This window comes from Streptomyces sp. NBC_01537 (assembly GCF_045040445.1).
Lineage (GTDB): Bacteria > Actinomycetota > Actinomycetes > Streptomycetales > Streptomycetaceae > Actinacidiphila.
This window is the reverse complement of record NZ_CP109392.1, coordinates 2990251-3014240: the sequence shown is the minus strand read 5'-3', so window position 1 is coordinate 3014240 and position 23990 is coordinate 2990251. Positions and strand designations below refer to the sequence as shown.

Annotated in this window: 15 protein-coding genes; 5 read left to right on the top strand and 10 right to left on the bottom strand. The window is 69.8% G+C overall.

The genetic code is table 11. From position 1 onward, the window contains the following. Positions 1–52 precede the first annotated feature (52 nt). Together OG607_RS13740 and fxsT are read left to right on the top strand one after the other, a co-directional pair. A complete protein-coding gene (locus tag OG607_RS13740) occupies positions 53–1459 on the top strand; it encodes a TIR-like protein FxsC (RefSeq protein ID WP_405723001.1) in 1407 nt (468 codons plus the stop codon). After that, on the top strand, positions 1443–5366 hold the full coding sequence (gene fxsT / locus OG607_RS13735; RefSeq protein ID WP_405722999.1) for an FxSxx-COOH system tetratricopeptide repeat protein: 3924 nt from the start codon (positions 1443–1445) through the stop codon (positions 5364–5366). Before OG607_RS13740 ends, fxsT begins: the two co-directional genes overlap by 17 nt. Here fxsT and OG607_RS13730 read toward each other — a convergent pair. Both OG607_RS13730 and OG607_RS13725 read right to left on the bottom strand, forming a co-directional pair. Continuing rightward, entirely contained in the window at positions 5354–6235 is an 882-nt protein-coding gene (locus OG607_RS13730) for an alpha/beta fold hydrolase (RefSeq protein ID WP_405722997.1), read from the bottom strand. The two genes, fxsT and OG607_RS13730, sit on opposite strands and share 13 nt — an antisense overlap. Before the next feature lie 42 nt (positions 6236–6277). Continuing rightward, entirely contained in the window at positions 6278–7174 is an 897-nt protein-coding gene (locus tag OG607_RS13725) for a DUF4231 domain-containing protein (protein ID WP_405722995.1), read from the bottom strand. Between the two features lie 183 nt (positions 7175–7357). Here OG607_RS13725 and OG607_RS13720 point away from each other — a divergent pair, with 183 nt between their 5' ends. From OG607_RS13720 to OG607_RS13710, 3 genes are all read left to right on the top strand, one after another. Further along, a complete protein-coding gene (locus tag OG607_RS13720) occupies positions 7358–8893 on the top strand; it encodes a cellulase family glycosylhydrolase (protein ID WP_405722993.1) in 1536 nt (511 codons plus the stop codon). Positions 8894–8978: 85 nt separating this feature from the next. Continuing rightward, positions 8979–10181 (top strand): YncE family protein, encoded by a 1203-nt coding sequence (locus OG607_RS13715; protein ID WP_405722991.1) that lies wholly within the window; start codon positions 8979–8981, stop codon positions 10179–10181. Between the two features lie 151 nt (positions 10182–10332). Continuing rightward, the gene (locus OG607_RS13710; protein ID WP_405722989.1) at positions 10333–11091 is read left to right on the top strand and encodes an SDR family oxidoreductase; all 759 of its coding nucleotides are present in this window, start codon (positions 10333–10335) and stop codon (positions 11089–11091) included. Here OG607_RS13710 and OG607_RS13705 read toward each other — a convergent pair. The 8 genes from OG607_RS13705 to OG607_RS13670 form a co-directional block, all read right to left on the bottom strand. After that, positions 11088–11531, bottom strand: a complete 444-nt coding sequence (locus OG607_RS13705) for a GNAT family N-acetyltransferase (protein ID WP_405722987.1) — start codon at positions 11529–11531, stop codon at positions 11088–11090. The genes OG607_RS13710 and OG607_RS13705 overlap by 4 nt on opposite strands. Positions 11532–11563: 32 nt before the next feature. Next, a complete protein-coding gene (gene glgB / locus OG607_RS13700) occupies positions 11564–13921 on the bottom strand; it encodes a 1,4-alpha-glucan branching enzyme (RefSeq protein WP_405722986.1) in 2358 nt (785 codons plus the stop codon). A 118-nt stretch (positions 13922–14039) separates the two neighbouring features. Then, positions 14040–15443 (bottom strand): maltokinase N-terminal cap-like domain-containing protein, encoded by a 1404-nt coding sequence (locus OG607_RS13695; RefSeq protein ID WP_405722984.1) that lies wholly within the window; start codon positions 15441–15443, stop codon positions 14040–14042. 214 nt (positions 15444–15657) lie between these two features. Next, complete coding sequence (treS, locus tag OG607_RS13690; protein ID WP_405722981.1) at positions 15658–17358, bottom strand: maltose alpha-D-glucosyltransferase; 1701 nt, start codon at positions 17356–17358, stop codon at positions 15658–15660. Beyond that, positions 17355–19352: an alpha-1,4-glucan--maltose-1-phosphate maltosyltransferase gene (locus OG607_RS13685; protein ID WP_405722979.1), complete on the bottom strand. Its 1998-nt coding sequence runs from the start codon at positions 19350–19352 to the stop codon at positions 17355–17357. The genes treS and OG607_RS13685 overlap by 4 nt, the downstream gene beginning before the upstream one ends. Positions 19353–19731: 379 nt before the next feature. Next, on the bottom strand, positions 19732–20940 hold the full coding sequence (locus OG607_RS13680) for a S8 family peptidase (RefSeq protein ID WP_405722976.1): 1209 nt from the start codon (positions 20938–20940) through the stop codon (positions 19732–19734). Between the two features lie 133 nt (positions 20941–21073). Next, positions 21074–21865 (bottom strand): pectate lyase, encoded by a 792-nt coding sequence (locus OG607_RS13675; protein WP_405722974.1) that lies wholly within the window; start codon positions 21863–21865, stop codon positions 21074–21076. 70 nt (positions 21866–21935) lie between these two features. Further along, positions 21936–23834, bottom strand: coding sequence for a rhamnogalacturonan lyase (locus tag OG607_RS13670; RefSeq protein WP_405722972.1), 1899 nt, complete (start codon positions 23832–23834; stop codon positions 21936–21938). Positions 23835–23990: the final 156 nt, after the last annotated feature.

Below are 23990 nucleotides of genomic sequence, written 5' to 3'. Positions count from 1 at the left end.
CTCATCATGGGGCGAGGTGGGGACATGGACGGCCGGCCGGGGGAGATGGCGCATGGCAGTACCTGTGGGGCGGGATGGCGATTCGGACACGCCTTATTTCTTTCTGAGCTATGCGCACACGCCCAGGAACGATCCTTCCGACCCGGACCCTGACCTGTGGGTGGCCAAGCTCTACAACGACCTGTGCGCGCACATCCTGCAGATGACGACGCTCCCGGCAGGGGTGAAGGCCGGATTCATGGACCGGGGCATGAACCTCGGCGAGGGGTGGCCCGAGTCGCTGTCCGCGGCACTGGCCCACTGCCGCGTCTTCGTGCCGCTCTACTCGCCGCGCTACTTCCGCAGCCAGCAGTGCGGCAAGGAGTGGTTCGCGTTCTCGACCCGCGCGGTCAATCACCGGGCGGTGTACGACAGCCCGATGTCCGGCATAGTGCCCGCGTTGTGGGTGCCGGTGCCCACCACCGACCTGCCGGGACCGGCGGAGCGGCTGCAGTTCAATCACGCCGACTTCGGCGAGGACTACGCGACCGAGGGCTTCTACGGGCTGATCAAGCTCAGCTATCTCAGGCAGCAGTACGAGCTCGCGGTCTACCGTCTCGCCCAACGCATCGTCAACGTCGTGGAGCAGACCAGCATCCCCAAAGGGCGCCACGTGGACTATCACAAGGTCCACAGCGCCTTCGCCCCGCCGGGCGCCAGCCGGCCGCTCCAGATCACCGTGCTCGCGTGCTGCAACTCGGAGGATCTGCCGGACGGGCGGGGGCCGGACTGCTACGGGCCGTCGGCGCGCGACTGGAATCCGTACCATCCGCAGAGCACCCGGCCGCTGGCCGCCCACGCCGCCGATCTCGCGCGCAATCTCGACTACCAGGTCAGCGTAGGGCTGTTCGAGGAAGGACTGGACCGCTTACTGGACCCGGAGCCCAATGCTCCCGAAGTGCTGCTGCTGGACCGCTGGGCCATGGAGTCGCCGTACCGGCGCGAGTTGCTGGCCCGCTTCGGCAGGGAGCACCGGCCCTGGATAAGCGTGATGGTGCCCTGGAACCGGGCGGACCCGGAGTCCAACGGCCATGAGGAGAACCTGCGGGATCTCACCGACCAGGCCCTGGATCCCGGAGGCGTCAGCGGCTCCGCCAGCCATCGCTTCATCCGCACCGGCATCCCCAGCCTGGAGGCGTTCGGTGACGATCTTCCCGACGCCGTGGGGCGTGCCGCCCGGCACTACGCCGCCCACGCCAAGGTCTTCCCGCCGCAGGGACCACCCCAGGAGCGCCCCCGGCTGCGCGGCCCGTCCGTGGACACGTACGGCCATGAGCAACCACCCCCGCACGGCAGACCCGGTCGGCCCGACAGCCCAGGGAACCCGGAGGGTCCGACCCCACCGGTGAGCCTCAGAAAAGACGACCACGGCACGACTGAACCCCACAAGGCGGAGGGCCAGGATGACCGAGAGCCGTAATGGACGCGTGGTGACCTTCTACTCCTACAAAGGTGGCACCGGACGCACCATGGCTCTGGCCAACACCGCCTGGATCCTGGCGGCCAACGGCCATCGCGTGCTGACCGTCGACTGGGACCTGGAAGCCCCCGGGCTGTACCGCTTCTTCCATCCCTTCCTCGATCCCTCCGCGCTCGCCGCCACCTCGGGCATGATCGACCTGATCACCGAGTACCGCGAGGAGGCGTTGCGGGACGTGCCGCGCGCACCCGACTGGCACCGCAACTTCGCGCGGGTCCGGCCGCACGCCATCTCCCTCAACTGGGCCTTCCCCAAAGGCGGGAGCCTGGACTATCTGTCCGCCGGCCGGCAGGACCGCAACTACTCCACGGCTCTCACCGGCATCGACTGGGACGTCTTCTACGACCGTTTCGGCGGCGGCCAGTTCCTGGACGCGATGCGCGAGGACATGCGCCGGCACTACGACTACGTCCTCATCGACAGTCGTACGGGCCTGAGCGACATCGCCGACATCTGCACCGTCCACATGCCGGATGTTCTCGTGGTCTGCTTCACTCTCAGCGACCAGAGCATCTACGGTGCCGCCTCCGTCGCCCGCGACATCGAGGAGCGCTACAGCGGCCGGGGCATCCGCATCCTCCCGGTGCCGATGCGCATCGACGACGGTGAGAAGGAGAAGGCCGACGCGGGCCGGGCGCTGGCCAGGGCCCGCTTCGACGGCCTGCCCGCCGACATGGTGGACGAGGAGCGCACCGCCTACTGGGGATCGGTGGAGATTCCGTACCGGCCCTTCTACGCCTACGAGGAGATCCTCGCCACCTTCGGCGACGCCCCGGGCCTGTCCAGCTCCATGCTGTCCGCCTGCGAGCGGCTCACCTCCGTCGTCTCCGACGGGGCCGTCGCCGCCCTGCCGCCCCTCGACGAGGCGGAACGGGTGCGCTGGGCCGGCGAGTTCACCCGGCGTCGGCCCGTGCCGCCGTCCGGGCTGGTGCTCGCGTACGTGCCGGAGGACCGGATGTGGGCCGACTGGATGGAGTGGGTGCTCACCAAGGCCGGATTCGCCGTCGTGCCCTGGGACGTGGAATCCCATACCGCGCTCGGCGAGCAGCCGTCCGCCGGCGGCGCCGGCTCGCGCACGCTCGTGGTGCTCTCCGCCGCCTATCTGCGGTCCCGGCGGGCCATGCGGCTGTGGGAGTCCGCCGTGGACACCGATCCCACCGGCATCCAGCACCAGCTGCTCCCGGTCCGGGTCGGCGACGTACGTCCCGGACCGCCGCTGGCCCAGCGCAGCCCGGTCAGCCTGGTGCGGCTCGACGGCCAGGCCGCCGCCGCCACGCTGCTGCGCGCGCTCGGCCGCGAGGACACGGAGCTGAACGGCGCCTCCGGGCAGGGCGGCCCGCGCTTCCCCGTCGGCGACCCCCTGGTGTCCAACCTGCGGCCGCGCAACACCTTCTTCACCGGCCGCTCCGCGGTGCTGGACCGGCTGCGGGACCGGCTGGGCGGCGGGAACGACTCTCTCCAGCCTTTCCCGCAGACGCTGCACGGCCTCGGCGGCGTGGGTAAGACCCAGGTGGCACTGGAGTACGCGCACCGCTTCAAGGCCGACTACGACCTGGTGTGGTGGATCGAGTCCGAGCAGGAGGACCGGATCGCCACCTCACTGGCCGAACTCGCCCGACGGCTGGATCTGAGGGTCGGCGACAGCGTCTCCGAAGCCGCCCAGGCGGCCCGTGAGGAGCTGACCACCGGGAGCAGGCTGCCCCGCTGGCTGCTGGTGTTCGACAACGTCGAGGACCCGGAGACGGTACGCCGCTTCTTCCCCGGCGGACGCGGTCACATCATCGTGACCGCTCGCAACAAGCCGCCGACGGCCCATGCCGAGGCCCTGGAAATCGAGGTGTTCACCCGGGCGGAGAGCGTGGAGCACCTGAGCCGCCGGGTCAAGGGCATGACCCTTGAGGACGCTTCCCAGGTCGCCGAGGCGGTGGGCGACCTGCCACTGGCCGTCGAGGTCGCCGCCGCCTGGCTCGCGGAGACGGCCACCCCCGTGCAGGCCTACGTCCACCAGCTGAAGGACCAGGCCACCCAGGCACTGTCGGTCACCACCGCCGCCGGCTACCCCCGGGAAGTGGGGGCGACCTGGAACATCTCCATCTCCCGGCTGCGGGAGAGGTCCAAGGCCGCCGTCCGCCTGCTGGAGCTGTGCGCGTTCTTCGCGGCCGAGCCGATCTCCATGTCCCTCATCGACAGCGAGTCGACCATCCAGGCCCTGCTGCCCTTCGACCCCGACCTGCGGGACCGCTACATGCTGGGCAAGGTCATCCAGGCCGTCAGCCGTTACGCGCTGGCCAAGGTCGACCCGGCCGACAGCAGCATCCAGGTGCACCGGCTCGTACAGGCGGCCGTGCGGTCGGAGATGACGTTCGAACAGGAGGAGAACACCAAGCACGAGGTGCACCGAATCCTCGCCGAGGCTGCCAGCCGTCAACCCGAGGACGCCATCAACGACCCCGCCAACTGGCCGGCGTTCGAGATGATCTGGCCGCACCTGGGCCCCTCCACCGCCGAGGAGTGCCGCGAGGAAAAGCCCCGCCAGCTGCTGGTCGACCGAGTCCGCTACCTGTGGAAGCGCGGCGAGCTGGAACCCGCCCGGGTCCTCGCGGAGCAGCTGCTCGACGGCTGGGTGGTGTCCCTGGGTGAGGACGATCTGCAGACCCTCAACCTGAAGTTCGAACTCGCCAACGTTCTGCGCTCGCAGGGCAAGTACGACGAAGCCCGGGTACACGACGAGGACACCCTCGCCCGGCAGACCGCGCTGCTGCCCGACGGACACCCGCACACCCTGATCACGGGCGGCAGCCTCGCCGCCGACCTTCGGGCGCTCGGCAGGTTCCAGGAGGCCCGGGAGCGCGACCAGCAGATCTACGAGGGGTTCAAGGACGTGTTCGGCGAGGTGAACCCGCGTACCCTGGTCGCCGCCAACAACCTCGCCATCGACTACCGTCTCACCGGCGATTCCGAACTCGCCCGCCGTCTCGACCAGGAGACCCTGGAGCGGCGCATCCCGATGCTGGGCGACCGTCACCCCTACACGCTGTCGACCAAGGCCAACCTCGGCCGTGACCTGCGGGAGATCGGCGACTACAGCGGCTCCGTGGCCATGCTCGAAGAGGTCATGGACGTCTTCGAAGAGGTCCTCATCCCCGACGTCCCCGAGACGCTGCGCAACCGCAAGAGCCTGGCCGTCTCACTGCGCAAGGCCGGTCGCGCCGCCGAGGCGATGCGGCTCACCCAGGTGACGTACGACCGCTATCTCCAGCGCTACGGTCCCGATGTACCCGACGCGCTGGCCTGCGCACTCAACCTCGCGGCCGACTACTCGGCGGCCGGCGACAAGGAGCGGGCCCGGGACATCGCGACCGATGTCCTGGTCTCCTACCGTGAACTGCTTGGCGACGACCACCCCTTCACCCTGGCCTGCCAGAACAACCTGGTCATCTACCTGCGCGGCTGCGGCTTCGCGCTCGAAGCCGTCGACCTGGGCGCCCAGACCCTGGCCGGGCTGGAGCGCGCGGTCGGACCCGACCATCCGTACACGCTGTGCTGCATGGTCAACCTCGCCAACGCGCAGGGTGAACTCGGCAACCTGGACCGCGCCATCAACCTCCTGTACGCCGCGCTGCGCGGCCTCACCGACCGCTACGGTCCCGAGCACCCGGACGCGCTGGCCTGCGAGATCAACCTCGCCTACGCCCTGCGTCAGGCCGGTCAGGAGGGGCAGGCCCAGCAGATCCGTACCCGGGTGCTGGCCGAGTGCGTGCGGCTCATGGGCGAGGACCACCCGCTGACCAGGGCGAGCCGCGAGTGGTACCGGGTCAACCGCGACGTGGAGCCTCAGCCGGTGTGAGCGTCCGGGCCGATCGCCCAGCTGAGTACTTCCGGGACCATCGCCAGCGCGCCGAAGTGGGCGGCGTGGGGGTCGACGATCACGGTCGCGGTGGGGATGCGCGCCGCCAGCCAGCGCGAGTGCTCGACCGGTGAGAAGACGTCGGCGGCTCCGTGCCACAGCAGTACCGGCACGGAGATCCGCTCCAGGCTGAAGCCCCAGCCGCGGCTGAAGGCCAGGGCGTCGTCGACCCAGCCGTCGACCGAGGTGCGCAGCGCCTCCGCGTAGTTGCGGACCAGCATGGCCCGGATGCCCGAGTCCGCGAAGACCTTCCGGTCCGGCTCCGGGAGTTCGGGGCGCAGCTCGGCGATCAGACTGGCCGGGTCCTCGCGGATCGCCCGGCCCCGGCGCTCCAGGCCGACCGCCATCCGGTGCTTGGCCGCCTCGACCGTGGAGTACTCCTGCGTGTTGGACGGGGCCATGCCGCCGGACCAGTCCAGGCCGTGCGCGTCCTTGGGCGCCAGCCCCACCAGCACCGCCACCCGGGTCGTACGGTCCGGCAGCAGCGCGGCGCAGGCGAGCGAGTGCGGGCCGCCGCCCGAGCGGCCCACCACCGCGAAGCGGTCGAGCCCCAGGTCGTCCGCGATCGTCTGGACATCGGCGGCGGCGTCCGCCACCCGCCGCCCCGGCAGCCGGTCCGAGCCGCCGTAACCGGGCCGGTCGAAGGTGACCAGGCGTACCCCCAGCCGGTACAGCACCGCGCTGCGCGGCACCGGGCCGAGCCGGCTGCCGGGCGTGCCGTGCAGCAGGAACACCGGCTTGCCACGCGGATCCCCGCGCACTTCCACCGCCAGCTCCCGCCCGTCCCGCGCCTGTACGATTCGCAGCACAAGCAACCCCCTGTCCTTCTGTCTTTCTGTCTTTCCGCGGATCTACACGCGCAGCTCCCGCCGGGCCTGCCACGTGGTGTGCTCCCGGGACACGGCATCCTCCGCGTCCCGCGTCAGATGGGACCAGGTCTCCTCCGCGTCCGGCGCGGTCAGGTCCAGTGCCGCCAGATGCACCCGGATCAGCTCCAGTTCATCCGCCGCCACCCGGTACGCGGCCGCCAGCGGCCGGTACTGGCGCAACTGCGCCCACGCGGACACCGAGGCGGCTATCGCCGCGATGAAGCTCAGCGTGTTGACGGGAAACCAGCCGCCCATCTGGATGACCGGAGCGGCGATACCGCACACCGGCAGCAGGGTCGCGACCCGCCCGAAGCGCCGCCCGCGCGCCTCGCAGGCGGCCTCCTTCGCCGTGTACCAGTCGTGCTGGACCCGCACCCGCTCCCGCATGTACACGTCGTGCCGCACCCGCAGCGGCGCCTCGCGAAGCCGTCGCATCGCCGGGGTGATGTCGGCGTGTACGGGCAGCGGCAGCGCCGCGCTGTTGCGGAAGGTGTGCAGTACGTCGGCGAGCTGCAGCCGGTACAGCGCCTCGGGGTTCTTCTCGCCGCCGGGCGGCGTGAACGGATCGGCTCTTATGGCGTACTTCCACACCAGGGTCTTCAACGACTCCGCCACGGCCCGGCCTTCGTACCAGATCGCCTGCGGATTCCCCCGGTTCAGGAGAAAGGTGGCCAGCGCCGCCAGCGCGAACATCACCGCCGCCAGCCATGACGGCCAGTCGATGCCGAACAGCTGCGCGTCGAAGGAGCTGAAGATCGAGGCCAGCGTCAGCATGACCAGCTGCTGTCGTAAAAGGCGCACCGTCTTGCGCTGACCCTGCATTGAGGCCTCGTCGGCGGCCCAGAACAGTTCCGGAAGTAACTCGTCCTCACGAACCATCGGCACAGTCCCCCATCTGCTCAGTATGAGGGTGATCCGGCGGTCGGCCCAGACCGCGTCCTCGCCAACTTCCGCACCTGGTGGGGGAGTCCGGACGCAACAACCCTTGACAGGTGCCCCGTCCGCCTTCAGCATCCTCCACGCACACGCGAATGGGAGCGCTCCCATATCTGGAGGACCCGCATGCGAACACCGACCCCAAGAGCTTCCCGCTTCAAGGCCTTACGGGCTTTGGCCGCCGGCCTGCTGGCCGCCGCACTCGCGGCGACCGGCCTCCTGGTGACCTCGGGCCCCGCCCATGCCGCCGCGGGTGACGGTCCGTGGTCCACGTCCGGCGGCCAGATCGTCGATGCGACCGGAAGCCCCGTACGGATGACGGGCCTGAACTGGTTCGGGCTGGAGACGGCGAACTACTCGCCGCACGGTCTGTGGACCCGCGGCTACAAGGACCTGCTGGACCAGGTGAAGTCGCTGGGCTACAACACCCTGCGCCTGCCGTACTCCAACCAGCTCTTCGACGCCGCCTCGGCCCCGAACAGCATCGACTACGCCAAGAACCCGGATCTGCAGGGCCTGAACGGCCTGCAGATCATGGACAAGGTCATCGGCTACGCGGGCCAGATCGGCCTGCACGTCGTCCTCGACCGGCACCGCCCGGACAGCGGCGGTCAGTCGGAGCTGTGGTACACCTCCGCGTACAGCGAGTCGCGCTGGATCAGTGACTGGGTGATGCTGGCCAACCGCTACAAGGGCAACCAGACCGTCGTCGGCGCGGATCTCCACAACGAGCCGCACGGCCAGTCCACCTGGGGCACCGGGGTGCAGGCCACGGACTGGCGGCTGGCCGCCGAGCGGGCCGGGAACGCGGTCCTGGCCGCCAACCCCGACTGGCTGATCATCGTCGAGGGCATCGACTGCTACAACGGCGACTGCTACTGGTGGGGCGGGAACCTGCAGGGCGCGGACTCCGCCCCCGTACGCCTCAACAAGCCGAACAAGCTGGTCTATTCGGCCCACGACTACGCGACCTCGGTCTACCCCCAGCCCTGGTTCAGCGCCGCGGACTTCCCCGACAACCTCCCGGCGATCTGGGACAGGAACTGGGGCCACCTGAAGAAGTCCGGCACCGCCCCCGTCCTGGTGGGGGAGTTCGGCAGCACCCTCACTGCGGCCAAGGACCAGCAGTGGCTGGCCAAGCTGCTGGACTACATGGGCAAGGGCACCGCCGGCTTCGACTTCACCTACTGGTCGCTGAACCCCAACTCCGGTGACACCGGCGGCATCCTGAAGGACGACTGGACCACTGTCGACACGTTGAAGCAGGGCTTCCTCCAGCCCTACCTCCTGCCCGCCACCGGCGGGTCCGGCAGCGGAGGCGGGACGACGACACCGCCCGCCACCCTCTCCTGCCAGGTCTCCTACGCGCTCACCAGCAGCTGGACCGGCGGCTTCCAGGCGGACGTCACCGTCAGGAACACCGGCAGTTCGCCCATTTCCGGCTGGACGCTCGCCTTCGCCTTCCCCGGCGACCAGAAGATCGCCAGCAGCTGGAACGCGACCGTCGGCCAGTCCGGCCAGGCCGTCACCGCCAAGGACGTCGGCTGGAACGGCACCCTCTCCGCGAGCGGCGGCACGGCGAGCTTCGGCTTCACGGCCACCTACACCGGGACGAACGCCACCCCCGGCTCCTTCACGCTCAACGGAACGGCCTGCGCCTGACTCTTACCGCCGGTAACTCCTTCATGGCACCATGCGCCTTGTCATGAATCTTTCATGCTCAAAGTCGCGGGTGAAAGGACAACACATGAGACTCCGGGGTGCGTTCGGCAGCGCGGTGATCGCGCTGGGCCTCCTCTTCGCCGGTGCGGGTGCGTCGCCCGCAACGGCGGCGGACGCCACTGCCTCCTTGCGGAACGTCCTGCTCGTCGGCAACAGCTCGGACGGCACCGTCAGCTTCCTCGACGGCGCCACCTTCAAGAACCTCGGGACGCTCGACGTCGCCCCCGACAAGCAGGCCCTCTTCGACAGCTGGGACATCTTCCGCCAGGCCATCCACAGCATCGTCGTCGACCAGGCCAAGGGCGAGCACCTCGTGGACGACGCCCAGATCTCCCCCGACGGCCGCACGGTCTACGTCTCCCGTGGCACCCTCGGCGACGCCGCCGCCTTCGACGTCGCCACCGGCAAGGAGCTCTGGCGCACCGACATCGAGGGCTACAAGGCCGACCACGCCGCCCTCTCCCCGGACGGCACCCGCTTCGTCGTCTCCGCGATCGCCTCCGCCAAGGCCAAGGTGCTGGACACCGCCACCGGTGCGGTCGTCAACGAGTTCGCCACCGGCACGTACCCGCACGAGAACATGTACTCCGCAGACGGCAAGCACATCTACAACATGAGCATCGGCACGGTGAGCCTCCTCAAGGCCTTCAACTTCCTCAAGGGCGCCAAGCAGGTCACCGAGGTCGACGCCACCACCTACAAGGTCATCAAGACCTACCCCTTCGAGTACGGCGTCCGCCCGGCCGTCATCACCCCCGACGAGACCACGATGTACGCCCAGCTCTCCTACCTCAACGGCTTCGTCGAGTACGACTTCGCCACCGGCACCATCACCCGCACCGTCCAGATGCCCTTCAGCACCAAGGCCGCCGCCCTCAGCCCCGACGACTACCCGCAGAACTCCGCCCACCACGGCATGGCCTTCAACGGCGCGAAGACCAAGCTCTGCGACGTCGGCACCATCGACGACTACACCGCCATCGTCTCCCGCCCCGCCCTCACCACCGACGGCTTCGTCAACTACCCCACCGACGCCCTTCCCTACTGGGCCACCACCAGCGCCGACGGCAACTACTGCTTCGTGACCCTCAGCAACCTCGACCAGGTCTCGGTCGTCGACTACCGCACCGCCAAGGAGGTCGCCCGCGTCGACGTCGGCGACTTCCCGCAGCGCGAGCGCCTCGGCAAGGTCGACGAGTCCGCGCTGGGCGGTCTCACCGCCCCCTGACCCCGGACGCGGCCTCAAACGCCGGACGGGCTGGTTCGCAGCCCGTCCGGCGTTTGTCATTTCCGTCCACGGATATGGAGTTCTCGTCATCGGAGAGGTAGCCTCTCACCAGTCCGGTCCTGGACCGACACGTCTCGATGGGGAGGCCGCCTTGGCAGGCACCGTGCAGGGAAAGGTCGCTGTGATCAGCGGGGGCTCGACCGGCGTCGGCAGGGCGGTGGCCGAGCTCCTTGCCGACAAAGGCGCCCACGTCGTCCTCCTCGCCCGGCGCGCCGACCGGCTGGACGCGGCCGTCCGCGACATCAGCGGATCGGTCCTGGCGATCCCCACCGACGTCAGCAGCGGCCCCGCCGTCCGGGCCGCCTTCGAGCAGATCGAGTCCCGGTTCGGCCGCGTGGACATCCTGCTCAACAGCGCCGGTGTCGCCCGCGTCCGCGCCATAGAGGAAACCCAGGACGAGGACATCGCCGCCTGCATAGGCACCAACCTCCTGGGCCCCATCCACACGATCCGCTCCGCCGTGCCCCTGCTCCGCGCGGCCGGAGGCGGCGACATCGTCAACATCTCCTCCGAGATCACCCTGGACCACATGCCGCTGATGGCCATGTACGCGGCCAGCAAGCACGGCCTGAACGGCTTCACCGCCGCGATGCACAAGGAGCTGCGAGGAGACGGCATCCGCGTGGCCCTCGTCATCCTCGGCTCCATAGCCGACAGCGCCTTCAGCGAGAACTTCACCACCGAGGACCGCCAACGCGCCCACCCCGTCTGGGAAGCCGACGGCTACCTGACCCGCGTGGGCGCCATGAAGCCCCTCCTGTCGTCCACCGCCGCGAACGCCCTGCACCAACTGCTCACCAACCCGCCCGAGCTCGCCCAGGACGTGGTGCACATCCGCCCTGCGGGCTAGGCGAGAGCCTTCGCGTAGCTGCGGGTCAGCGGCTCGTGGACGTACTTGCCGTACGGCTCGACGCGGACGTAGCCGCTGCTCTCGTACAGGGCGATGGCCTCCGGCTGGCGCACCCCCGTGGTGAGGCGCAGGGCGTGGCAGCCGAGGTCGGTGGCCAGGGTCTCCAGGGCGGCGAGCAGGGCGCGGGCGATGCCGCGCCCCCGGTGGGCGGGCTGGACGTACATGCGCTTGACCTCGCCGAGGAAGGGGAGGTCAGGGCCGCAGGGCTGGATGGCGCCGCAGGCGACGGCGATGCCGTCGACCGCGGCGACGAGGTAGCGGGCGTCCGGGTGCACCTGGGAGCGGCCTTCGGGGCCGTACCGGTCGACGAGTTCCTGGTAGGCGGCGTCGATCAGCTTGGCCAGGGACTCGTCGGCCGCGGTGCGTTCCTCGATGTGCATCCGCCCAGCTTAAAGGGGCCGCCGGACGGGCTCTACGCCGGCCGCAGCCAGACCGTGGCCAGCGGCGGCAGGGTGAGGTGGATGCTGTCGGGGTGGCCGTGCCAGGGGGTGGGCTCTGATTTCAGCGGGTCGGGGTTGGTGACCCCGCCGCCGCCGTAGGCAAGGGCGTCGGTGTTGAGGACTTCGCGCCAGGCATGGACGTCGGGCGTGCCGAGGCGGTAGCCGTGGCGGACGACGGGGGAGAAGTTGCTGACGGCGATCAGCGGGTCCCCGGAGGCGTCGTAGCGGACGAAGGAGAAGGTGTTGTCCTCGGAGGCGTTGCCGTCGATCCAGGCGAAGCCCTCGGGGGAGGTGTCGAGCTGCCACAGCGCGGGCGTGCGCCCGTAGACCGCGTTGAGGTCCCTCACCAGGTCGCGTACGCCCCGGTGGTCGGCGGCGGCTCCGTACGTCGGATCGAGCAGCCACCAGTCGGGGCCGTGGTCGTGGGACCACTCGGCGCCCTGGGCGAACTCCTGGCCCATGAAGAGCAGCTGCTTGCCGGGGTGGGCCCACATGAAGCCCAGATACGCCCGGTGGGTGGCGCGCTGCTGCCACCAGTCGCCGGGCATCTTGCTGACCAGCGCGCCCTTGCCGTGGACCACCTCGTCGTGGGAGATCGGCAGGACGTAGTTCTCGCTGTACGCGTAGACCATCGAGAAGGTCATCTCGTGGTGGTGGAACTTGCGGTGGACGGGCTCGTGGGCGACGTACTCCAGGGAGTCGTGCATCCAGCCCATGTTCCACTTCAGGCCGAAGCCGAGGCCGCCGCTGTCGGTCGGGCGGGTGACGCCGTCCCACGCCGTCGACTCCTCGGCGATGGTGACGACGCCGGGGCAGCGGCGGTAGACGGTGGCGTTCATCTCCTGGAGGAAGGCGACCGCGTCCAGATCCTCCCGGCCGCCGTGGGCGTTGGGGGTCCATTCGCCCGCCTCGCGCGAGTAGTCGAGGTAGAGCATCGAGGCGACGGCGTCGACCCGCAGCCCGTCGATGTGGAACTCCTCGCACCAGTAGACGGCGTTCGCGACCAGGAAGTTGCGCACCTCGGTCCGGCCGAAGTCGAACTCCAGCGTGCCCCAGTCCGGGTGCTCGCCCCGGAAGGCGTGCTCGTAGCAGTGGGCGCCGTCGAAGTTGGCCAGCGCCCAGTCGTCCTTGGGGAAGTGGGCGGGGACCCAGTCCATGATGACGCCGATGCCGGCCCGGTGGAGGGCGTCGATCAGGTACTTGAAGTCGTCGGGGGTGCCCATCCGCGAGGTCGGGGCGTAGTAGGAGGTGACCTGGTAGCCCCAGGAGCCGCCGAAGGGGTGCTCGGCGACGGGCATCAGCTCGACATGCGTGAAGCCCAGGTCCTTCACGTACGCGGGGAGTTGCGCGGCCAGCTCGCGGTAGGACAGGCCCGGCCGCCAGGAGCTCAGATGCACCTCGTAGACGGACAGCGGCGCCTGGTGGACGGGGGTGCGGCCGCGCTGCTCCAGCCACTGGTCGTCCCGCCACTGGTGCTTGGACTCGGTGACGACGGACGCCGTGGCCGGCGGGACCTCGGTCCGGCGGGCCATCGGGTCGGCCTTGAGCCGCCGCCCGCCGTCCGGGGTGACGATCTCGAACTTGTAGCGGTCTCCCTCGCCGACCCCGGGGAGGAAGAGCTCCCAGATGCCCGTCGAACCGAGCGAGCGCATGGGGAAGCCGGTGCCGTCCCAGTAGTTGAAGTCCCCGACGACGCGGACGCCGCGCGCGTTCGGCGCCCAGACGGTGAAGCGGGTGCCGGTGACGTCGGCGTGGGTCATGGGATGGGCGCCCAGCGCCTGCCAGAGCTGCTCGTGACGGCCCTCGCCGATGAGGTGCAGGTCCACGTCGCCCAGGGTGGGGAGGAAGCGGTACGGGTCCTGGAGCTCGTGCTCGCCGTCGTCGTAGGTGACCAGGAGGCGGTAGTCGGCGGGGACCTCCTGGAGCGGGAGGATGCCGCTGAAGAGCCCGTCGCCCTCGTCGAACAGCTCGGTCCGCAGCCCGGCGGCGGCCACGGCCACGCCCAGCGCGTACGGCCGCAGCGCACGGAACAGCACGCCGCCGCCCGGCACCGGATGGGCACCCAGCAGCCCGTGCGGGTCGTGGTGGGAGCCGCCGAGGAGGCGGTGGCGGTCGTCCGTGCCCAGCGGCGGGGCCGCGCTCAGCTCGGTACGCACCTCGGTTGCCGGAGCCGGAGCCGGCACCGGGCTTACGGGGACGGGCTGGGGCGTGGCCGTGACCGGTCGCGGGGCCGTGCCCGAGGCGGGCGGGCGGTCGGTCCCGGCGGGGTCGTAGCCGCGGGCGGCGGCTTCCGGCTGGGTACCAGGACGCTGGCGCTGGCGGTCGGTCACGGGTGGGTCCTCCTCGGTGGTGATTACGGTCTGACTTGTCGGCTGCACGCCGGTGGTCCCGGTCGGGCCCACCCGTCCCGCCCTGCGGGACGGCTGCCCCCAACCGGGAGGGAGGGGGTTACCCGGGCGGCGATGCCAGGCGTCGGACCGCCGACATCGGGATCGGGAGCCAGCCGGGGCGGTGGCGGGCCTCGTAGAGCACTTCGTAGACGGCCTTGTCGGTCTCGAAGGCCCGTATGACGACCGGCTCCTCCCGCGGGTCGGTGCCGGAGGCGGCCGCGTAGCCGTCGCAGAAGGCGGCCCGGCAGCGGTCGGCCCAGGCGGCCGCGGCGACGGAGGCCGGGTCGCGGTGGCGGGCGGCGTAGTCGAAGGACCGCAGCATGCCGGCGACGTCCTGGACCGGGGGTGCGGGCCGGCGGCGCTCGGCCAGCGGCCGGGCGGGCTCGCCCTCGAAGTCGATGAGGACCCAGCCCTGGGCGGGGGTGCGCAGGGCCTGGCCGAGGTGGAGGTCGCCGTGGATCCGCTGGGCGGCCAGGACGGTGCCCCGGTCGCCCAGTTCGGCGAGGTCGTGGAAGGCGGTGCGCAGCTGCGTACGGAAGGGCCGCAGTGCCGGGACCGCCAGCGCGGCGGCGTCCAGGCGTTCGGCCATGGCGGCGGCCAGTACGGAGATCTGGGGCCGCCGGAGCACCGCCCGGGGCATCGCGGCGGCCAGCGCGAGGTGCACCTCGGCCGTGGCCTGCCCGAGGGCCCACGCGTCCGGGGTGAAATCACCGGCGTCGTCCACCGACCGCAGTGCCAGCGCCCAGGCGTCCGTCGAACCCGGCAGATACCGCTGCAGCACGCCCAGCGTGGCGGGCTCCTCGTACGCGCCGACGGCCTCGAACCACGCGGCCGGCGCCGCCACCCGCCGCGAGCCCGCCCGCCCCAGGGCAAGTGACAGCTCCAGGTCGGGGTTGGGGCCCGGGGCCACCCGCCGGAACAGCTTGAGGATGAACGTATCGCCGTAGACGATCGAGGTGTTGGACTGCTCGGCCGTGGACAGCCGGGGCGTAAGCCCGCCCGGGATGTCGGCCGAGGCCTCGTTCGCGAACCGCAGCCCTCCCGCCTGGCCCGGTGACCGCAGCCGCTCCAGCAGCACCGCGGCCAGCCGGGGGTCGTACAGGGCGTCGTAGACCGTGAGTCCGTCCAGCGGGCCGCCGACCGCGTGGCCGATCAACGCCGGGGCGAGCGGCGGGGGGAGAAGCGGGCGGGTGCCGAGGACGAGTTGATAGCACTCGGGGCGCTGGCCGGGCTGATGGACGTCGAGCAGCAGATGCAGCATCCCCGGGGTGCCGATCCGCCCGTCCCCGGGCAGCAGTTCGGTCGCGGAGACCAGCCCGAAGCCGGTGACCGGACGGCCCTTCCCGGCGAACCAGCGCTGTCTGGGCAGCCATTCCCGCAGGAGCGGGTCGAGCGACCCGAGCAGCCCGTCCGAGACAGGGGTCCAGGCAGGGGAGGAGTGAAGCCACGAGGTGTCCGACATGACGTCCTTTCCTCGGAAACCGGGCCGGCCTGCCGAGAGCCTGCAGAGTTCCCTCAGTGAAGGGGCGCGAGGTGGAGGACGTCCGGCGAAAGGACCGTGTCGGACGAAGACCATCCGAGCAGGTGGGGCAATTGGCGTACATACGCGAAGGCGTGGCGGGAGCCTGCCCTCGTTGCCCGGCACGAAACCGTGCCGGGCAACAAGGCCCCAGGAACTATGTCGCGTCGCGGCGCAGCCGGAACCAGTAGAAGCCGTGTCCCGCCATGGTCAGCAGATACGGCCACTCCCCGATGGCGGGAAAGCGCACCCCGCCGATCAGTTCGACCGGATGCCGGCCGCTGAAGGCGCGCAGGTCGAGCTCGGTCGGCTGGGCGAAGCGCGAGAAGTTGTTCACGCACAGCACCAGGTCGTCCTTGTACTCCCGCAGGAACGCCAGGACCGCCGGATTGGTGGACGGCAGCTCCGTGTAGGACCCGAGCCCGAAGGCGGGATTCTGCTTGCGGATCTCGGTCATCCGCCGCGTCCAGTGCAGCAGCGAGGACGGGCTGGACATCTGGGCTTCCACATTGGTGACTTGGTAGCCGTAGACCGGGTCCATGATCGTCGGCAGATAAAGCCGCCCGGGGTCGCAGGAGGAGAAGCCCGCGTTCCGGTCGGGCGTCCACTGCATCGGGGTCCGCACCGCGTCGCGGTCGCCGAGCCAGATGTTGTCGCCCATGCCGATCTCGTCGCCGTAATAGAGGATCGGCGAGCCGGGCAGGGACAGCAGCAGGGCCGTGAACAGCTCGATCTGGTTGCGGTCGTTGTCCAGCAGGGGCGCGAGTCGTCGCCGGATGCCGATGTTGGCCCGCATGCGCGGGTCCTTGGCGTATTCGGAGTACATGTAGTCGCGCTCTTCGTCCGTGACCATCTCGAGCGTGAGCTCGTCGTGGTTGCGGAGGAAGATCCCCCACTGGCAGCCGTCCGGAATGGCCGGGGTCTTCGCCAGGATTTCCGAGACCGGATACCGGGATTCCCGTCTCACCGCCATGAAGATGCGCGGCATGACGGGGAAGTGGAAGGCCATATGGGCCTCGTCGCCGCCGCCCCGGAATTCGCCGAAGTAGTCGACGACGTCCTCCGGCCACTGGTTGGCCTCGGCCAGGAGCACCGTGTCCGGGTAGTGGGCGTCGATCTCCTTGCGGACCCGCTTCAGGAAGTCATGGGTGCGCGGGAGGTTCTCGCAGTTCGTCCCCTCCTCCTGGTAGAGGTACGGCACGGCGTCCAGGCGGAAGCCGTCGATGCCGAGGTCGAGCCAGAACCGCAGCGCGGCGAGGATCTCCTCCTGAACCTTGGGGTTCTCGTAGTTGAGGTCGGGCTGATGGGAGAAGAACCGGTGCCAGTAGTACTGCTTGCGCACCGGGTCGAAGGTCCAGTTGGAGGTCTCCGTGTCGACGAAGATGATGCGGGCGTCCTGATACTGCTTGTCGTCGTCCGCCCAGACGTAGTAGTCGCCGTACGGGCCCTCCGGATCGGATCGGGACTGCTGGAACCACTCGTGCTGGTCGCTCGTGTGGTTCATGACGAAGTCGATGATCACCCGCATGCCGCGCTGATGGGTTGCGTCCACGAACTCCACGAAGTCGGCGAGGTCGCCGAATTCGGGGAGTACCGCGGTGTAGTCGGAGACGTCATAGCCTCCGTCGCGCAGCGGTGAGGCGAAGAACGGGGGGAGCCAGAGGCAGTCCACCCCGAGCCATTGCAGGTAGTCGAGCTTGGCGGTGATGCCCTTCAGATCTCCGACGCCGTCGCCGTTGCTGTCCTGGAAGGACCGCACGAGGACTTCGTAGAAAACCGCCCGCTTGAACCAGTCTGGATCGCGGTCCTTGGCGGGGGTGTCCTCGAAGGTGTCAGGGACGGGTTCGTTGACGATCAAGTGGGTGACCCTCCTGTCGCGGGAGTAGGTCGCAGAGAGAAGACGTGCGCCGGCGCGGGCCCTCGGCCCGGATCCAGGCGCACATAGTTGTCCCTGCCCCAGTGGTAGGTCTCTCCGGTGAGCTCGTCGCGCACCGGAAAGGACTCGTGCCAGGCGAGGCCGAGTTCCGGCATGTTCAACGACACGGTCGCCTCGTGGGTGTGGTGGGGGTCGAGGTTGACGACCACCAGTACGACGTCGTCGCCGCAGCGTTTGGAATACGCCAGCACCGAGTCGTTGTCCACGGGGTGGAAGCGCAGTTGCCGCAACTGCTGAAGTGCCGGGTGACGGCGCCGCAGCCGGTTCAATGCCGTGATGAGCGGGGCCAGAGACTGCCCCGCGGCCTCGGCCGCGGCCCAGTCGCGGGCCTTGAGCTCGTACTTCTCCGAGTGTAGGTATTCCTCGCTGCCCTCGCGCACGGGCGCGCTCTCGTACAGCTCGAATCCGGCGTACACGCCCCACGTCGGGACCAGCGTCGCGGCGAGCACCGCGCGGATGGCGAAGGCGGGGCGTCCGCCGTGCTGCAGATAGGCGTGGAGGATGTCCGGGGTGTTGACGAAGAAGTTGGGCCGCATGGAGTCCGCGGCCTCGCCGGACAGCTCGGTGAGGTAGTCGGTGAGTTCTTCCTTGGTGTTGCGCCAAGTGAAGTACGTGTACGACTGCTGGAAGCCGATCTGCCCGAGGGTGCGCATCATCGCGGGGCGGGTGAAGGCCTCGGCGAGGAAGATGACATCGGGGTCGGTGCGGTTGATGTCGCCGATCACCTTCTCCCAGAAGACCACCGGTTTGGTGTGCGGATTGTCGACCCGGAAGATCCGCACGCCGTGGTCCATCCAGTGCCGCAGGACCCGCTCGGTCTCCTTCACAAGCCCATTGAAGTCGGCGTCGAAGGCGATCGGGTAAATGTCCTGGTACTTCTTCGGTGGATTCTCGGCGTATGCGATAGTGCCGTCCGCCCGGTGGGTGAACCACTCGGGGTACTTGGACACCCAGGGGTGGTCCGGCGAGCACTGCAGCGCGAAGTCGAGGGCGACCTCCATCCGCAGCTCGCGGGCGCACTCCACGAAGTGGTCGAAGTCCTCGATGGTGCCCAGGTCCGGGTGGATGGCGTCGTGCCCGCCCTCGGGGGAGCCGATCGCCCAGGGGGAGCCGACGTCGTGCGGGCCGGGGGTCAGCGAGTTGTTGGGGCCCTTGCGGAAGGCTGACCCGATCGGGTGAATCGGCGGCAGGTAGACGACGTCGAAGCCCATCGCGGCGACGGCCGGCAGCCGCTTGGCGGCGGTGCGGAAGGTGCCGGACTTCGGCGGCTTGATGCCGCGCGGGTCCACGACCGCGCCCTCGGAGCGGGGGAAGAACTCGTACCAGGAGCCGAACAGGGCTCTCTTGCGCTCCACCATCAGCGCGGCGGGACGCGAGGCGCTCACGAGTTCGCGCAGCGGATAGCGGGCCAGGATCCGGTCGACCTCCGGGGCGATGACGGCGGCATGGCGCGCCGAGGGCGGGCGCGTCTCGTCGCGCAGGACGTCCACGGCGGCCAGCACCACCGCCCGCCCGTGCTTCTTGGGGACGCCGGCGGCCGCGCGCTCGTACAGCTCCGCGCCCTCGGCGAGCACCAGTTCGGTGTCCATGCCCGCCGGGATCTTGATGCCCGCGTTGTGCCGCCAGGTCGCGAGTGGATCGCTCCAGGCCTCCACGGTGTACGTCCACCGGCCCTCCGAGGCCGGGGTGACCTCGGCGCCCCAGCGGTCGGTGCCCGGGGCCAGCTCCCGCATCGGCGTCCAGGGACCGCTGCGCCCGGCCGGGTCCCGCAGCACGACATTGGCGGCCACCGCGTCGTGGCCTTCCCGGAAGACCGTCGCGGTCACCTGTAGGGTCTCGCCGGCGACCGCCTTCGCGGGCCTGCGCCCGCAGTCCACGAGCGGGCGGATGTCCAGGACGGGGATACGGCCGATCATTGCCTCACCTGTCGGTGCTGGGGGCTCCTCCTGGCGCTTCTTGCTCTTGCTGCTCTTCTTGCTCTTGCCGGGAGGTGGCGGTTGCGGATGGCGTGTCTTCGTCCTTTTTACTGGTATCTGCGCCTGAATGTTGCTCTGGTCGACCGCGTCGGGCATGGCGGCTCCTGTCCGCGCTGGCTGGGCTGGCTTGGGGCGGGAGATGTACCGGGGGTGCGCCGCGTTGCGCTTGGGGGAGCCTGCCCATTGGATGACGGCTGAATACCCCTAGGGAAGGGCTACGCGCGCGTAAGTTGCGAATGCCCCGAAATGGCCGGGCCCTGTCGCCCGGGCAAGCCTGGGGCCCCGCCGTTCGGCGGGGCCCTGCGGCGGCTTCTCGGGGTCAGCCGGTGACCTGAAGCAGGCGGTTCGGTGTCGCGAGTCCAGCCCCCGTGACCACGCCTTTCGCGGAGGCGTCGATCAGGGCCCGGCCGACCTGGGCCGGGGTTGCCGCCGGGTGGCCGGACAGGTAGAGCGCGGCGGCTCCGGCGACGTGCGGTGCGGCCATCGATGTACCGGAATAGGTGTCGCTCGCGGTGTCGCCGGTGTTGACGGACGAAGTGATGTCCACCCCGGGCGCGAAGAGATCGACTCGTGCCCCCCAGTTCGAGAAGCCCGCCCTGGCGTCGGTGTCGTCGCTCGCCGCGACGGTCAGCGCCTCGCTCACCCGGGCGGGTGAGTACAGCGAGGCCGGGAGTCCGTCGTTGCCCGCGGCGACCGTGAAGGTCACCCCGGCGGCGATGGCGTTGCGGACCGCGGTGTCGAGCTGGGTGTTGGCCAGGCCGCCGAGCGACATATTGGCCACCGCCGGTTTCCGGGCGTGCTGGGTGACCCAGTCGATGCCCGCTATCACCTGGGCGGTGGTCCCGGAGCCGTCCGCGTCGAGCACGCGGACGCCGACGATGCCGGCCTGCTTGGCCACGCCGTAGGTCTCGCCCGCGATGGTCCCCGAGACATGGGTGCCGTGGCCGTTCTCGTCCTGCGCGGTCGCGTCGTTGTCGACGAAGTCCCAGCCGTACGAGGCCCGGCCGCCGAACTCGTGGTGGGAGACGCGCACGCCGGTGTCGATGACGTACACGTTCACGCCTGCCCCGGCCGCCTCCGGCCAGCTGTAGGACCTGTCGAGCGGCAGGGCCGGCTGGTCGATCCGGTCCAGGCCCCACGAGGGCGGGTCGGGCTGGGTGTGGTCCAGCGACACTCTGGTGTCCTGGGTGACCGAGGCCACCGCCGGGTCGGCGGCGAGGCGTTTGGCCCCGGTCTCGTCGAGCTTGAGGGCGTAGCCGTTGAGCACCTCGCTGTAGGTCTGGCTGACCCTGCCCCCGTACTTGGCGGCGAGTTGTTTCCCGGCCGCGGACGGCGCCTCGATCCCGGAGTCCTGCTTGAGCGTGACGATGTAGCTGCCGCCCACGGAACCCGGCGAACCGGCGCCGAGTATGCGGCCCTCGACGGGCGCGGCGTGGGCGGGAAAGGTGACGGCGGACAGTACCGCGGCCGCGGTGGCGGCGGTCAGGGCGGCCGCGAGCCGCCTGATCCTGATACGTGGAATTGCCATGACGGAAGTCCCCTCCTCTTGCGTCACAGGAAAGGCTCTCGTGATGCGAGGGGCGCATACAAGGGGCCCACAGGGGCAGAATCGGCCAAACCGCCCCTGTGGGCCCTCAGTTGGGCAACCCTTACCTATTGGGTCACTGATAGGTGATGTCGGAGGTGCTGTAGTTGCAGTAGGTGCCGTCGGCGCTTGTGCCGTTGGTGGTCGGCTCGGCGCCGGTGTTGTTCCCGATGTACTTCTGGCAGGGGATGATCTTCTTGCTGGTGTCCCCGATGATGGTGATGGCCCGCAGGGCCACCGAGTCGCCGTAGTTGGTGTTGATGCCGGCGATCCTGCTGCCCTTGTAGGTCACCTCGACGGTGTTGAGGATGATCGACCGCTTGTACTGCGTCTTGCAGTTGCCGCACGAGCGGACGAGGGTGCCGAAGTTCTTCGCCGCGAACTTCGTGATGACCAGCTTGCCGGCGCCGTTGAACTGGAAGACCTTGTCCGAGGCCTCCTTCGCGCCGCCGCCGTAGACGGTGTGGACGGTCGAGGAGGAGGAGCCCAGGAAGGTGGCCGCGTCCTCGCCGACGTCCTCCCACCACACGTTCTGCAGGGTGCAGCTGCCCAGGCAGTGCACCCCGTCGGCGGCCGGGGAGCCGATGATGACGTTCTTCAGCGTCGCCCCGTCGGCGAGCTCGAAGATCGGGCCCTGGTCCTCGTCCTGGCTGCCCGTGCCCAGGTCACCGGTGCCGTAGTAGCGGGCGTAGCCGTAGTCCTTGGTGCCGGACACCGAGATGGTGGAGCCGGTGCCGACCGAGCTGGTGGCCGTGGGCCAGGTGGCGGCGTCGGCCGTCGACAGGGCGGTCCCGGTGATGAGCGCGGTGACGGTGAGCGCGATCGCCGAGAGGATCCCGGTGAAAGCGCGCATGCGTAACTTGTGCATTCGTCCCTACCTCCAGTGGGGGTGGATGGATTTCCGCGAGGGGACGGAGTTGTGAGGTCTGTGGGGTGGATCAGGGGGTGTAGATCAGCGGGCGCGGGGCGGTGGCCATGCCGTTGCCGATGAAGAAGCTCGGGTGGGGCGGCTGGTTGTAGGCGGTGTTCTGCCAGGCCAGCGCGGTCCGGTACTGGGAGTCGTGCAGCAGCGTGGTGATGCGGGTGCCGGTCTCGTACGGGGTCGAGTAGATCCGCAGCGCCGTGTTGTCGGTGGTCGGCCAGACCACCTCCTCGCGCCAGTCGCCGAGGATGTCGCCGGACAGGGACGGGGTCGCCTTGGTGCTGTTGTTGGAGTGCACGCTCGCGCCGGTCAGCAGCCGGGTGTCGGCGCTGGTGCCGTACTTGTCGATGTGCGTGCCGTCCAGCAGTTCGCGGGTGGTGTCGCCGTCCCACCAGGACAGGAAGTTGACGGAGGACGGCTCGCGGCCCTTGGTGGCGCCGGCCTCGTCGCGGATGTAGCTGTCGGAGGCGGACCAGACCTCGGCGCCGTCGTTGCCGGCGTAGATGTCGCCCGCGACGCCGCGGCCGTTGTCGCAGCCGCAGGAGGCGAGCTGCCACAGGATCTGGCCGTTGGCCGGGTCGATGTACAGCTCGGCGGGCTGGGAGGTGGACTCGGAGACCTTGAAGTACTCCAGGCCGGGGTTGGCGGGGTCGAGGTCGCCGAGGTGCTGGGCGTCGCCGTGCCCGGTCTTCGTCGTCCACAGGCCGCTGCCGTTGTCGTCCACGGCCATCGCGCCGTAGACGATCTCGTCCTTGCCGTCGGAGTCGACGTCGCCGATGGACAGGCTGTGCGAGCCCTGGCCGTCGTAGCCCTTGCCGGTGTTGGTGGAGCTGTTGGTGTCGAAGGTCCAGCGGCGGGTGAAGGCCCCGCCGCGCCAGTCCCAGGCGGCGATCACGGTACGGGTGTAGTAGCCGCGCGCCATGATCAGGGAGGGGCGGGCGCCGTCCAGGTAGGCGGTGCCGGCCAGGAAGCGGTCCACGCGGTTGCCGTAGGAGTCGCCCCAGGAGGAGACGGTGCCCCGGGCGGGGACGTAGTCCACGGTGGCCATGGCGGCGCCGGTCAGGCCGTTGAACATGGTCAGGTACTCGGGCCCGGACAGGACGTAGCCGCTGCTGTTGCGGTAGTCGGCGGAGGCGCTGCCGATGGTGGTGCCGACGCCGTCGACGGTGGCGTCGGCGGTCTTCATCGCGACCTCGGCGCGGCCGTCGCCGTCGTAGTCGTAGACCTGGAACTGGGTGTAGTGGGCGCCGGAGCGGATGTTGCGGCCGAGGTCGATGCGCCACAGGCGGGTGCCGTCGAGCTTGATGCCGTCGATGACCGTGTTGCCGGTGTAGCCGGACTGCGAGTTGTCCTTGGCGTTGGTGGGGTTCCACTTCAGGACGAAGTCCAGGGCCCCGTCGCCGTCGAGGTCGCCGACGCTCGCGTCATTGGCCTCGTAGGTGTACGCGACCCCGTCGGGGGTGGTGCCGCCGGCGGGCGGGGTGATCGGGACGTCCTTGTAGCCGGTGCGGAACTGGACGGCGTGGACGGAGTCCGTCTGCTCGACGCCGTTCACGACGGCCCGGACGGTGTAGTCCGCCTGGGAGGGGGCTCCGGAGTGGAAGTAGTTCGTCGAGCCGGTGATGGGGGAGGAGTTCACTTTGGTGCCGGCGCGGTAGACGTTGAAGGCCACGTCGTCCGGGTCGGTGGCCAGCCATCGCCAGCTCACCAGGTTGCCGGAGTCGGTGTGCACGCTTACTACGCCACGGTCCAGGGCCTCCATCTGACGGGCCGTCGCGGCGGGCGCGGCGGGGGCCAGCGCGACCAGTCCGCCGGCCGCGAGCAGGCCGGCGAACAGGGCTCTGAGCAGCGAACGGGTGAATAACGGGGTGGAGCTCGGGCCGGGCGCGGGCACGTGCGGGTGCGGGCGTCGCATGGCACCTCCTAGGGGGGAAAGCCCTTACTAATGTGAGGGTCGCCACCGCGATGCGGAAGGTTGCCGGTCCAAGATTTTTGTTGCGTACCCGCCAGAACTGGCGATTCCCGGCCGACATCGTGCCGACCCACCGGCCGACACCGGCCGACCGGAATG